Consider the following 13,349-nt stretch of genomic DNA (forward strand, 5'->3'; position numbering starts at 1 on the left):
TAGTGTTATGACCGCCCTCATATGGGGATGGGCGGGAGACAAATCCTGGTCGATTACTGAGAGTGCTATGCCATACCGTGCCCAATTTCGCTGCATCGCTGGCTGCGACGGCGAGCATGCCCTCACAGAGCCTATTTATCGTTGCCCAACCTGTAACGACTTACTAGAAGTCGAGCACGATTTGGCGGCCCTAGGCAATCTGCCTCCAAAGAGCTGGAAGCAACTCTTCGACGATCGGTACAAGCGGACAACCTGGCCTTACGGCTCTTCTGTTTGGGGCAAGAAAGAGTGGGTGTGCCCAGACCTTGAGGACGACAATATTGTTTCGATGGATGAGGGAGGAACAAATCTTCTATGGGCGGAGCGGTTCGGTAACGAGATCGGTCTTAAAGACCTGTGGATCAAGCTTTGTGGCAACTCGCACAGCGGGTCCTTTAAGGACCTTGGGATGACTGTTCTCGTCTCGGTGGTGCGGCAAATGATTTCTGAGGGGCGGACGATCCAGGCGATTGCCTGCGCCTCCACCGGAGACACGTCGGCCGCCCTAGCGGCCTACTCCGCTGCAGCCGGTATCCCAGCGATTGTGATTTTGCCACGAGGTAAGGTTTCCAGTGCTCAACTCTTGCAACCACTAGCCAACGGCGCCACGGTGTTTGCACTCGACACAGATTTTGACGGTTGCATGGCCATTGTCCAGCGCCTCGCGGCAGAGAAGAGGATCTATTTAGCCAACTCAATGAACAGTCTTCGTCTCGAAGGCCAAAAGACCGTTGCGATCGAAATCACGCAACAGTTCGACTGGGAAGTGCCCGACGTTCTCATTATTCCCGGGGGCAACCTCGGAAACGTAAGCGCCCTAGGGGCAGGTCTCGATATGATGGAGGCTCTTGGCCTCACGAAAAAACGTCCTAGAATTGTGGTTGCCCAGGCAGCCAAAGCTAATCCCTTATACCGCGCTTACAAGGACCGCTGGAATTTTGAGCCGGTTCATGCAGAGAGCACTCAAGCCTCAGCGATACAAATTGGAAATCCCGTTTCTATCAAAAAAGCGATTACGACGCTTCAGCGATACGAGGGTGTCGTTGAACAGGCGACGGAAGCGGAATTGGCCGATGCCGCAGCTCAGGCAGACCTCACGGGCATGTTCAACTGTCCCCACACTGGTGTTGCTCTCGCAGCGCTTATTAAGCTCCGACGGGGCGGGAAGATTAGTCCGGAGGAACGAGTTGTCGTAATTTCGACAGCCAACGGGCTCAAATTTACAGATTTTAAACGCGCTTACCATAATCAAGAACTGTCTGATATTCAGCCCGCCTACGCCTGCAGCCCGATAGAGCTTCCTGACGATTACGACACCGTTTGCCAGGCAGTGGACGAGGCCTCAGGGCAGACTTCTCACTAGATTGCCTGGTGGCCAGACTTCGATTATTTAGGACAGGAACAACGAGTACGCCTTGTTATTCGGCTCCGGATGATGCGGATAACCTAGGCTGTCCAGGAATGCCGCAAATTCCTCACGTTCACTCTCCGGCACCTCAAAAGCAACCAACACGCGACCAAAGTCAGCACCATGGTTCCGATAATGAAAGAGGCTAATATTCCATCTGCCCCCAAGTCGATCTAGAAACTGCATTAGGGCTCCTGGTCGTTCAGGAAACTCAAACCTGCACAGTGACTCATTCGTCACATCAGGAGCCCGGCCTCCAACCATGTGCCGAACGTGCAATTTCGCAATCTCATTATTCGACAGATCAACAGCTTCGTATCCTTTTTGATTCAACTCCTCCGCCAAATCTTGCGCGTCGGATTTTGATTGAGTCGCTACGCCAACAAAAATGTGAGCCTCCACCCGACTGCTCAGGCGATAATTAAACTCTGTAATTACTCGCCGCCCGATTGAAGCGCAGAACTCTCGAAAGGCTCCAGCACGCTCCGGGATCGTTACTGCGAACACGGCCTCGCGGGCCTCGCCCAGCTCGGCCCTTTCGGCCACAAAACGTAGACGGTCGAAATTCATATTTGCGCCACTGAGTATCGCAACCAAGTGCTCTCCGCGCGGTTCCTCGCGAGCAACGTAGGTCTTCAGACCAGCCACGCTCAAAGCTCCAGCCGGTTCCATGATGCTCCGAGTGTCATCGAAGATATCCTTAAGAGCCGCGCAAATTTCGTCGTTCGACACACGAATGACCTCATCCACGGTCGCCTGAGCTACCGACATCGTGTACTCGCCCACTTCTCGAACTGCTACTCCATCGGCGAAAATTCCTACAGACTCTAGAGAGACCCGCTGTCCAGCCGCCATTGACTGATACATCGCGTCAGCCTCAAAAGGCTCAACTCCGATGATACGAACATTCGGTTGGATGGCCTTGATGTAGGCCCCAATTCCAGCAATGAGACCTCCGCCCCCAATTGGAACAAAGACAGCATGTAGCCTTCCCTTGCTCTGCCGCAGAAGCTCATCACCGATGGTGCCCTGTCCGGCTACAACAAGTGGATCATCGAACGGATGGACAAAGATCAGGCCCGTTTCGATTACCAGAGCATCACACCGCTCCTTGGCCTCTGCAAAGGTGTCCCCCTCAAGAATGACTTCCGCGCCCATCTCGGCCACCGCGTCAACCTTGATGGCCGGGGTAGTCTGCGGCATCACAATTACAGCGCGAATCCCTAAACGCTTTGCCGCAAAAGCCACTCCTTGGGCATGATTGCCCGCACTCGCGGTGACCACCCCTTTTGCTTGTTCCTTGGCAGATAATTGTGCAATCTTGTTGTATGCACCGCGCACCTTGAAACTAAAAATTGGCTGGAGATCTTCTCGCTTGAGGGAGACGAGGTTTTCCAATCGACTGGTCAATTTCGCCGCTGACTCAAGCGGGGTCTCTTTGGCTACGTCATAGACACGACTGGAAAGGATCTCTCGTAGAAGATCGTCTAGCATGGTTGGCTTAACAGGCACAATTCCGCAATCATCTGACCCGAAGGTTGTCATCATTCACGGTCAATGGATTATGCATAAGGGTGAACTCCTGATAATAGAAGGCATGGCAGTGCTGGTCAACTGACAGAAATCCAAAGTGGCCCCGCTGTGCTAATGTGAGAACAGTTGCGGTTCCTTGAGCCTTTGAAGTCATCATGAAGTCAACCTCAGACGTTGTGATTATTGGCGGCGGATGTATGGGTACTAGCACTGCATACCACCTAGCCTGCCTCGGCATTCAGAACGTAGTGTTACTGGAGCGCGAAGCTCAGTTAGCTGTTGGATCTACAGGACGAAATGCCGGCGGCGTCCGCCATCAATTCTCCACTCGTCAAAATATTCAGCTCTCCATGGAATCGATCCGTCTGATGGAGCGGTTTGAGGAGGAGGTTGGATATCCCATGGATTTTCATCAAGACGGGTATCTGTTTCTCCTTTCAACACCTGAGTCAGTCGAAACCTTTCGCAAGAACGTTACGCTCCAACGGAGTCTTGGTGTCGAGGTTGATCTGGTGACTCCCAGTGACGCCGTCCGGCTCGCCCCAGGCTTGAGCGTTGACGGCGTCCTTGCCGCTAGTTACTGCGCGCGAGACGGCATTGCGGATCCGAATGGACTCACCATGGGCTTCGCGCGTGCTGCACAGGCGAAAGGTGTCCAGATCGAACGCAACATAACCGTAACAGGGATTACGGTCGAGAAGCACCGGATTATAGGGGTAACAACGAATAAGGGAAACATCTCCACACCGAGTGTGGTCAATGCAACTGGCCCCCATGCAGCCCGTGTTGCAGCTCTTGCCGGCGTCGAAGTTCCAGTAACTCCACTCAGAAGAAATATCTTTATTGCACAGCCCCCCAGTGAAGCGGCGAGTGGAGTCAATTACCCAGATAGTCACATTATGGTGATCGACTCCAGCACCTCCTTCTACTTCCACCGTGAAGGAGCAAACATTCTGTTCGGAATGGGCGATCCAGACGAAACCCCTGGTTTCGATATGACTGTTCGCTGGGACTTTCTCGACTCGGTTGTCGAGGTTGCGATGTCTCGCCTACCAACGTTGGTCGAAGGAAAAGTCTCGCATGCCTGGGCTGGGCTCTACGCTATGAGTCCAGACGGCAACGCGATCGTCGGCGAGGCGAATACGGTGGCCGGTTTTTATCTCATTAATGGATTCAGTGGTCATGGCTTTCAGCATTCTCCAGCAATCGGCCGATTACTCGCGGCGCAAATCACCGGGCGCGAAACAGACATAGACCCTTCACCGTTTGCGCTGAATCGATTTGGGTCAGGGACTAACTCCCCAGAAGCTAACGTGGTCTAGCGCGTCCGCTCTTTAGTGAGCCATCGGCAGACGCTAGGCCAGTAGGGGTTGAACGTCTCTTTGAAAATTAAGAGAAATCTCTGATGCCTCTTGCGCTTCAACTCCAAGCGCAAAGATGATCACAACGACCATAGCCGATGCGAGTCCACTGCAGAGATTCGCCGAACGACGAGGACCGCATACTTTCCCTAGAGCGAAGCACATTCTCCAGCCATCCTTTTTGCTATTCGGTTCGAGCGATTCGACGTAACCATGCGCTCTAGGAAACACTTGATCTGGCGGCATAGCTAGGTATTATGACTCGTCTCCAGCCTCTAGGTCGCCGGTGTGTTTCGAGTGCAAAAATGGATTATCCCGGGATAAAATCACGCCTACGCTTGTGCCTGCAATTTATACCTTGAATATTCCGGCCACGGTAGCCGTCTCGCTAAAGAGGGCCGGTCTCTTAATCGGCAGCGCGTTTCTTCTATTTACCGCCTGCCGTGCGCCAGAGCCCGCTCGTCCGAACATTCTGTTTCTCTTCGCTGACGATCAACGTGCCGACACCATTGGAGCTTGGGGTAATGCGGACGTCTCTACCCCAAATATCGATCAACTTGCCCGTGAAGGGTTCAGCTTCCTTGCGAACTACAACATGGGAGGGAACAGCGGCGCGGTGTGCATCCCGAGTCGCGCAATGGTTAACAGTGGCAAGGCGTATTTTCGAGTGCAACACGATCTCAGTAACACTGTCCTTTTGCCTGAACTGCTTGGAGCACACGGTTACACAACCTTTGCAACGGGAAAATGGCACAATGGATCGTCGTCTTGGCTTAGAGCCTTTCAACACGGCAAGGCGGTCTTCTTCGGTGGCATGAGCGACCACACTAGGGTCCCTCTCCAGGACCTGGCGCCGGATGGTACGCTAACCAACGACCGTGAGGAGGGCTTCTCGAGCGAGGCATTCGCCGACTCCGTCATTGAGTTTCTTCGCACTTACGATGAGGAGGCGCCCTTTTATGCCTACGTCGCGTTCACGGCCCCACACGATCCTCGGAACCCCCCAATGCCATATCGTGAAATGTATTATGAAAACCTACCTCCGCTACCCTTGAACTTCTTGCCCTACCATCCATTCGAAATCGGTGATATGCAAGTTCGTGACGAGCAACTCGCAGCCTGGCCTAGACCTCCAGAAATCCTCCGAGATCAAATCGCGGAGTACTACGGCCTCATCTCACATCTCGATGCCCAAGTTGGTCGAATCCTTAAAGCCTTAGAGGAAGCTGGGCATGCCGAAAACACTTATGTGATCTACGCTGCGGACCACGGGCTCGCCATCGGTTCGCACGGCCTCCTCGGGAAGCAGTCGGTGTATGAGCATAGCCAACGAAGTCCCTTGATCATCACAGGACCCACGATTCCCCATGGAAGCTCCATCGCCCTCACCTACCTGTTCGACCTCTTTCCGACCATATCGGCGCTTACCAACATTCCTTCGCCTATTGATCTAGACGGGTTGGATTTGTCTGGCCTCTGGACTGGGGAACAAGAAAAGATTCGAGACTCGCTCTTTTTGGCCTACACGGACGTGGCCCGAGCCGTACGGAACAGCCGTTATAAGCTTATTCGCTATCCTCAGGTCAATCGGACGCAACTCTTCGATCTGCAGGATGACCCAGACGAGATCCAGAATCTAGCTAATGAATCGCCTCATTCCGAACTCGTCGAGGAGCTAACGGCTTTACTGGTGGAATGGCAAGAGCGGGTTGGCGACACCCAGAGCCTTTTTACTGAATCGACAGATACCGGAACATTAAACATTGACAACCTGGAGCGAAGCCCCGACCGCTGGCAACCACCTTGGATTGTTCAGAAATATTTTTGATGTACTCAGTAGACCGCTAAATTGATTTTCAACAGGCTACATCCGAGGCCGAAGTCCAACGCTTAGCCGGTGTAGCCAGGAGGACACATGCATTCAATGAAGCTCAGTCGTCGACACTTTCTATCCGGAATGACCGGCGTTGGAACCATTCTTCCTATCACAACTACCGCAGTTGGCTCTCCTCAAGCTGGAAGCCCGGGGCGGCCCCTGGTTGTTACCTCTAAAACTAACCCGCTGGTGCGAGAGGAAATTACGACCGCTGCCTGGGATCTAATGCGGGCAGGTGGTAGCGCTATGGACGCTGCAGAGAAGGCTACCAATATTTCAGAACGGGACCCGAGAGATGCAACAGTGGGCTACGGTGGCGATCCTAACGAGGACGGGTTCTTGCAGTTGGATGCGTGCGTCATGAACGGTGCCGACAACAACAATATCGGCGCAGTCGCCGCCATAGAAAACATAAAGACTCCTTCATCAATCGCCCGGTTGGTCATGGAACGAACCGATCACTGGCTCTTGGTTGGCCGTGGCGCCCTTCGATTCGCCAAAATGCATGGCTTTCCGGAGGAGAACCTGCTGACCGATGAAGCGAGACAACACTGGCTTGAATGGAAGGAAACACTTAGCGATCGTGACTACTATTTCCCACCCCGTGACCCATCCGAGCCGGAAGGCGGAACGATTAATGTCCTGACGTTAGACCAAAATGGCGATCTCGCTGGTGCAACCAGCACGGTGGGGCACCACTTCAAGTTGGTTGGGCGCGTCGGTGACTCACCTATTATCGGAGCCGGTCTTTACGTTGACAACGCAGTCGGAGCTGCCGGTGCCACTGGGCACGGCGAAGAATGTGTGAAGAATTGCGGCAGTTTCTTTGTGGTTGAACGCATGCGAGAAGGCTTGACACCACAAGCGGCCTGCGAAGCATTTTGTCAGCGGGTGTCGGAGCGGAACAACGAGCGTCCAATGTTCAACCTAAAGCTTGTTGCGCTAGACAAACAAAGTCGCTATGGGTGCTGCTCTCTGCGAGGTCGCGAGATACGGGATGGTAGTCAAGCAACTGGTTCCTCGGCTGGTCTTGGCTTCGCTGTGCATGACGAACGGGGACATCGAACAGAGCCAGGAGGGGCTATCCTCCCAGCCTTAACCCAAGCAGAGCTCGACGCTCTCCCGTGGCGGTAGCCATCTCTAGTTAGACTGTTCAGTAAGCTACCACTAGAATAGCGAATCTAATGGCGACAAACCAGGCCACTCTTCCCTACGATGTCTGCGTAGTTGGCTCTGGTGCCGGCGGTGGCATGGTGGCCAAGGTGCTCACAGAGGCCGGAGCCGAAGTCGTGATGTTAGAGGCAGGGGCGCCCTGGGACACGAGGTCCGACTCCCAGATGTTTGCGTGGCCGTATGATTCACCTCGACGTGGAGCCGGCACTGAACGACCTTTCGGAGAATTTGACGCTTGCATTGGCGGATGGGAGTTGGACGGCGAGCCATATACCGTAGCGGCTGGCGAGCGCTTCGACTGGTTCCGCGCGCGCATGCTTGGTGGTCGAACAAATCATTGGGGTCGAATCTCACTCCGGTACGGCCCAAACGATTTCCGCCGTCGCAGTCTCGACGGTCTCGGAGACGACTGGCCGATTAGCTACGAGGAACTTAAGCCCTACTACGATTCACTAGACCGTCTCGTAGGACTTTTTGGTTCAGCCGAAGGGCTCCCCAACGAGCCGGACGGAATTTTTCAGCCTCCACCACGGCCACGGTGCTATGAGCTTCTGATCAAGCAGTCGTGTGATCGTCTTGGTGTCACGTGTATTCCTTCGAGGATGTCGATTCTTACGCAAGGCCACAATGGTCGGTCAGCTTGTCATTACTGTGGCCAGTGTGGACGAGGCTGCCGCACGGCTTCAAACTTTTCGTCACCGACCGTACTTTTACCCCCTGCTCTGGCCACTGGCCGGTTGACGATTATAACCAACGCGATGGGACGCGAGGTAACCATCAACCGCAGTGGCCTTACTACCGGCGTTTCATACGTCAACACAAATAATGGGCAGGAGCGCCACGTCCGGGCGCGTATCGTCGTCCTCGCAGCTAGTGCGTGCGAATCTGCACGACTACTCCTAAATTCCAAGTCAACGCTGTTCCCGGACGGCCTGGCGAACTCGAGCGGGACGGTTGGTCGCTATTTAACTGATTCCACCGGAACCGACGTTGCGGGTTTTATTCCCTCGCTCCTAGACGGCGTGCCACATAACGAAGATGGCGCTGGGGGCATGCACGTCTTTATGCCATGGTGGCTTGAGAACGCCAATCTTGATTTTCCGAGGGGTTATCACATCGAACCCTGGGGTGGCCGTCGAATGCCAAAATTTGGGAGTTTTAGCGGCATTGAACGTTATCCCTCCGGAGGTGGATGGGGCCAGAGCCTGAAGGAGGACTACCGCCGCTACTACGGTGCGGTGGTTGGCCTTTCCGGACGCGGGGAAATGATCCCGAACGCTCATAGCTACTGCGAAATCGACCCGGACACTGTTGACCGCTGGGGAATTCCAGTGTTGCGCTTTAGCTTTCAGTGGAACGACCACGAACGCCTCCAGTCTCGCCACATGCAACAAACCTTTCGGGAACTCATTGATGACATGGGTGGGACTTCCCTCACGCCCGAACCTAACAGAGAAAACGAATTTCGTCTTGAGCCAGGCGGCCGAATTATTCATGAAGCTGGGGTAACTCGGATGGGCCATTCCGCTGACTCCTCGGTATTAAACGCGCACTGCCAAGCCCATGAAGTCAAGAATCTCTTCGTCGCTGACGGAGGCCCGTTCGTGTCGCAAGCAGACAAGAATCTCACCTGGACTATCATGGCCCTTGCCATGCGAACCGGAGAGCACATTGCTGACATGCGGAATCGTGGCGAACTCTAGCAGATATCTCAATGAGTAAAATTCCGAGACGTGACGCTCTCAAGCAACTGATGTCGGCCCCGCTCGCCGCAGGGCTCGCCTGGACTCCTGCTGAAGCCAGAACCGCGCGCGCGCGGGCAGATGCGGCCCGACAAGAAGCCACTAATTCCCAATCTACCTTTACATTGAACTTTCTGACGCAGCATGAATTTGCAACTGTTACCACTTTGACCGAAATGATTCTGCCTGCCGATAGCCGGTCTGGTGGCGCATCCAGCGCAGGGGTTCCAGAATTTATTGATTTTATGATGTTGGACCAGCCCGACCGACAACGCGCGATGCGGAATGGTCTGAGTTGGCTGGATACTGAGTGTCGGCAGCGATTCGACCAATCATTTGTCGACTGTTCGGACGAAGAACGAGCTGGCCTTCTCGATGACATTGCCTGGCCTGGGCGCGCTTCTGAAACCCTCGAGGAAGGCGTGAGGTTCTTCTCGAATATCCGGGACCTCACCGCAACCGGCTTCTGGACGAGTCGAGAGGGAATCGATGATTTGCAATATCTCGGAAATAGATATCTGTCGAACTGGCAAGGATGCCCGCCCGACGCGCTGGCCAAGCTCGGGGTCCGCTACGAAGACTGAAGCCTAGTAATCGGTTCTTAGAGCTTCCCAAACTAGTTAAACTGCTTCGGGGGCCATTTGGCTCCTGTTAGACGAGACACGGCTGAAATTGTAACCAGCCCAGCGAGCATTGCGAAGGTGCGAAACGGAAAAACCGTCACCCCGCTAGTCACCTCCTCGGCTGTATACGGCAAAACTCCTGGAATGCCGAGTAGCGGCTCACCCGCACCCAATCGGAGTGAAAGAGAAACGCAGAACCCCAATAGCACTCCGAAGCGATTCGCTCGGGGGTCATAAAGAACGCAAACTAACTGAGGAAAGAGAATGCAGTAAACGAAATCGCTGGACAAGAACCATAAGGCATAAACACTCTGCACATTGAGTGCGATCATCGTTGCCCCGCAACCCACAATGATAATCGTCCATCGTATCACCCGTCGGAGTGCTTCTGGAGTTGCTGTTGAACCCGCCAGTGGTCGGTAGATATTCCAAGTGGCCATCGACGACGCTGACAAGATGGATGAATCCACCGATGACATTACTGCGGCGGCGAGTCCTCCAAGTCCAAGAATCGCCACCACCGAAGGCGTTAAGTGGTGTAACACCATCGGAAGTATTAGTGCAGAGTCTGGTTCCGAAACGCCCAAGGCTCCCCAGTCAGTGGCTCTACCGATTAAACCGATGGCCAGAGCTGGAACGGCCGCCGTTAGGCTTAACGCGCCAGCCCATAGTGAGAGGCGCCGTGCAATTCCTGGGCTTTCCGTAGCAAGCACCCGCTGGAAATAGACGTGCCAAGGAATACCACCGCAGACAAGAAGTAGCGCCGAGTCCCACCATGGCAACCACGACGATGGCGGCGAACCTGTTCCACTTGCAACATACTCGTGCCAAACGACCGCGACTCCCCCGACGTTCCCCATAGCGAAGAATACCGCTACCGATAAGCTAATAAATACCAATACCATCTGCGCGACATCGGTAAGGACCACTGCCCACAGACCGCTTTGGGCCGTGTAAGACACCGCAACAGCTGCCGACAAGACCACCCCAATGACAAACGGAACCCCAGCGATAACCTCGAAGGTAGCGCCGAGGGCTGAAAGTATCGCCGCTGTCCAGAACAACTCGCCAAGGAGAGCTGGGAGATACAGGCAGGCCGACACATCGGCACCATAGCGCCGCTCGAAGGGGTCCAGCATTGTTGTAAAACCGAGCCGGCGCATGGTCGGCGCAAAACAGAGGCCGCCAAACACAAGGCTCAGGGCATAGCCCCAAGGAGCCTGTGCCCGCCATAGACCACCACTGTAGGTAGCTTCGGCCGTGCCACTGAGGTAACCACCGCCCACCCAGGTGGCTGTCATAGTGATTACCCCAATCCCAAGAGGAAGCCCACGGCCTGCTAAGACCATGCCGGTGAAACCGGTGGCGTTGGCGCGCCGAGAGGCCCGTGAGCCAAGGTAATACAGAAGGAGGTAGAGCGCCGCGATTGCTAAGACCGCGGTCCATCTAGTTTGGGAATATTCCACGATCAGGTGAGGGTTCTAAAGATTACCCGGCAGCAGCGGGTTCTATGCCATCTCCAACTGCTGCGCTCTTGCCATCCTCCTGCCTAAACAGGAATGCAAAAAGGATGAGCACACCGACGGCGCCAACGGCTGGGACGAGCCAAATACTGGCCCAGTCGTGCTGGTTGCTCGTCAAGCTGAAGTTTTCCACCACTACCCCGGAGAACCAGGAACCAATCAGCATCCCAACTCCAAGGGTGACAAACGCAATTAATCCCTGCGCTGCAGCGCGCAAATGTAAAGGAGCCTTGCGGTCAACATAAATCTGTCCGGTGACGAAAAAGAAGTCATAACAAATTCCGTGGAGAAGGATGCCGAGATAAAGCATCCACACCAACGGCCCAGTGTCCCCAAGGGCGAATAGCGCATACCGCACTACCCAGGCGAGCATCCCTAGTAACAACATTCGCTTCACGCCCAGTCGTACAAAGAACCAGGGCATGATTAGCATAAAACCAATTTCCGACATTTGCCCAAGAGTCATCTTGCCGGCCGCATTTTCAAAACCAATTTCATTTAGAAACGGATTGGCAAACGCATAATAAAACTGCAAGGGAATGGAAACGAGAAAGGACCCGAGCACAAACACTGCAAATGACCGATCCTTGAAAAGCTTCAGGGCGTCGAGCCCTAACACATCTCGCGCTCTAATCCGTGTGGCCACCCGCTTCGGTGGCGTATGCGGCAACATCAAGCAAAATAGGCCTAAGCCGATTGAACCTCCAGCCGCAATCTGCATTGGCACAGCGGTGCTTTCTAATCGTAGAAATCCAACGGTGAGCCCAGCAATAATCCATCCTATCGTTCCGAGGACTCGAACCGCTGGAAACTCCTTGCCGGGATCCCGCATCTGATGAAAAGACAAGGAGTTGGTCAGTGCCAAGGTTGGCATATAGAGCAACGTGTAGCCGAGTAGAACGACGTAGAATAATCCGAACGTCTGAATCGTCGAAACCGCAAAGAGCGCAAACCCGCCGCAAAGATGTAGGACGCTGAGGATTCTTTCCGTAGAAAAGTAGCGGTCGGCGACCATCCCAACGAAAAATGGCGAAATCATCGCCGCCACACCTGTTGTTCCGTAGGCTAGACCAATCTGCTGCCCCTGAAACTCGAGACCTTCCGCTAGGTAGGTGCCCATCGTGACGTACCACGCCCCCCAGACAAAATATTGGAGGAACATCATCACGAAGAGTTTCGCGCGAATTCCAATCGGCATTAGGACTATGGCTTGGAAGAACTGTCGGGCCTACCTGGGCAGCCGCCGAACCTTTATGTTGCGATAAAACACTGGGTCGCCATGATTCTGAAGAGCAAAATGACCTTGCCGAGCTTGCCCGAACTCAGGATATACCCCAAACTTACTTTCCTGAACCCGACGTTCCCACTCTTCGCTCCATAGTTCGTACTCAACAATCAGGACACCGTTCAGCCAATATTCAACATGACTACCTTCGACCAGAATGCGAACAGTGTTCCAATCACCAACGGGATTAACGAGATTCACCGACTCGCCATACGTACCCTCGTCAGGACCATCCGATGTCTTAGTTACCTGCCCGTAATCCAGATGACCGCCGTCCGCCAGAATCCGAATAGCGTTCCATTTTTCAGCCCCGTCGACGGTGTCTCTCGAACGACCGAAAAGACCGTAGTCGCTTCCAGCGGAGGTCTTAGTCTCCTGTCCATCGGGGTGGGCGGCATCATCGAGCACTTGCATCTCCGGCGCAGTGTGCCATACGGCCCCAGCGCCTTCCCGAACACGGAAAAAAATGCCGCTATTCCCTCCAGTTTCAATCTTCCAGTCAAGGCGTAGGTCGAAATTCTCAAAAACCGCATCGGTAATGATGTCGCCGCCCTCACCGACGCGAGACAGTAGCCCGTCAACTGCTCCCCACCCTTCAACCTCGCCCTCCTGGCCATAATTACGCCAGCCATCAAGCGCTTGACCATCGAAGAGCAACTCCCAGCCATCAGCTTTCTCGGCTGAGGTTAACGTGTTATGCGATATCTGTTCTGCTTGAGCTTCTGCTCCCAACAAGAGCCCGCTCACGAGCCCAATGACCACCATTAGTAGCTGCATGCACAGTCC

General features: G+C 54.3%; 11 protein-coding genes. 6 read left to right on the plus strand and 5 right to left on the minus strand.

Annotated features, from left to right (window positions below; all coding sequences use genetic code 11):
* Window positions 1-67: 67 nt before the first annotated feature.
* Window positions 68-1,402, plus strand: coding sequence for a threonine synthase (gene thrC / locus QGH09_05990; GenBank protein HJO17730.1), 1,335 nt, complete (start codon window positions 68-70; stop codon window positions 1,400-1,402).
* A gap of 27 nt (window positions 1,403-1,429) precedes the next feature.
* On the opposite strand, the gene ilvA is transcribed toward thrC, so the two are convergent.
* Window positions 1,430-2,959, minus strand: a complete 1,530-nt coding sequence (gene ilvA / locus QGH09_05995) for a threonine ammonia-lyase, biosynthetic (protein HJO17731.1) — start codon at window positions 2,957-2,959, stop codon at window positions 1,430-1,432.
* Window positions 2,960-2,969: 10 nt separating this feature from the next.
* Window positions 2,970-3,137, minus strand: coding sequence for a hypothetical protein (locus QGH09_06000; protein HJO17732.1), 168 nt, complete (start codon window positions 3,135-3,137; stop codon window positions 2,970-2,972).
* Here QGH09_06000 and QGH09_06005 point away from each other — a divergent pair.
* The 5 genes from QGH09_06005 (at window position 3,136) to QGH09_06025 (ending at window position 9,716) form a co-directional block, all read left to right on the plus strand.
* Entirely contained in the window at window positions 3,136-4,302 is a 1,167-nt protein-coding gene (locus tag QGH09_06005) for an FAD-binding oxidoreductase (GenBank protein HJO17733.1), read from the plus strand. The genes QGH09_06000 and QGH09_06005 overlap by 2 nt on opposite strands.
* Before the next feature lie 379 nt (window positions 4,303-4,681).
* Window positions 4,682-6,169, plus strand: coding sequence for a sulfatase-like hydrolase/transferase (locus QGH09_06010; protein HJO17734.1), 1,488 nt, complete (start codon window positions 4,682-4,684; stop codon window positions 6,167-6,169).
* 87 nt (window positions 6,170-6,256) lie between these two features.
* Window positions 6,257-7,351 carry a N(4)-(beta-N-acetylglucosaminyl)-L-asparaginase gene (locus QGH09_06015; protein ID HJO17735.1) on the plus strand — a complete coding sequence of 365 codons (1,095 nt, stop codon included), beginning with the start codon at window positions 6,257-6,259 and terminating at the stop codon, window positions 7,349-7,351.
* A gap of 50 nt (window positions 7,352-7,401) precedes the next feature.
* Window positions 7,402-9,093: a GMC family oxidoreductase gene (locus QGH09_06020; protein ID HJO17736.1), complete on the plus strand. Its 1,692-nt coding sequence runs from the start codon at window positions 7,402-7,404 to the stop codon at window positions 9,091-9,093.
* 11 nt (window positions 9,094-9,104) lie between these two features.
* A complete protein-coding gene (locus tag QGH09_06025) occupies window positions 9,105-9,716 on the plus strand; it encodes a gluconate 2-dehydrogenase subunit 3 family protein (protein ID HJO17737.1) in 612 nt (203 codons plus the stop codon).
* A 32-nt stretch (window positions 9,717-9,748) separates the two neighbouring features.
* On the opposite strand, the gene QGH09_06030 is transcribed toward QGH09_06025, so the two are convergent.
* The 3 genes from QGH09_06030 to QGH09_06040 are packed head-to-tail and all read right to left on the minus strand — an operon-like array spanning window position 9,749 to window position 13,340.
* Window positions 9,749-11,221: a sodium:solute symporter family protein gene (locus QGH09_06030; GenBank protein ID HJO17738.1), complete on the minus strand. Its 1,473-nt coding sequence runs from the start codon at window positions 11,219-11,221 to the stop codon at window positions 9,749-9,751.
* A 22-nt stretch (window positions 11,222-11,243) separates the two neighbouring features.
* On the minus strand, window positions 11,244-12,476 hold the full coding sequence (locus QGH09_06035) for a nucleoside permease (protein ID HJO17739.1): 1,233 nt from the start codon (window positions 12,474-12,476) through the stop codon (window positions 11,244-11,246).
* 30 nt (window positions 12,477-12,506) lie between these two features.
* Window positions 12,507-13,340 carry a DUF1080 domain-containing protein gene (locus QGH09_06040; protein ID HJO17740.1) on the minus strand — a complete coding sequence of 278 codons (834 nt, stop codon included), beginning with the start codon at window positions 13,338-13,340 and terminating at the stop codon, window positions 12,507-12,509.
* Window positions 13,341-13,349: the final 9 nt, after the last annotated feature.

Source organism: Vicinamibacterales bacterium (assembly GCA_036012125.1).
Lineage (GTDB): Bacteria > Acidobacteriota > Vicinamibacteria > Vicinamibacterales > UBA823 > UBA11600.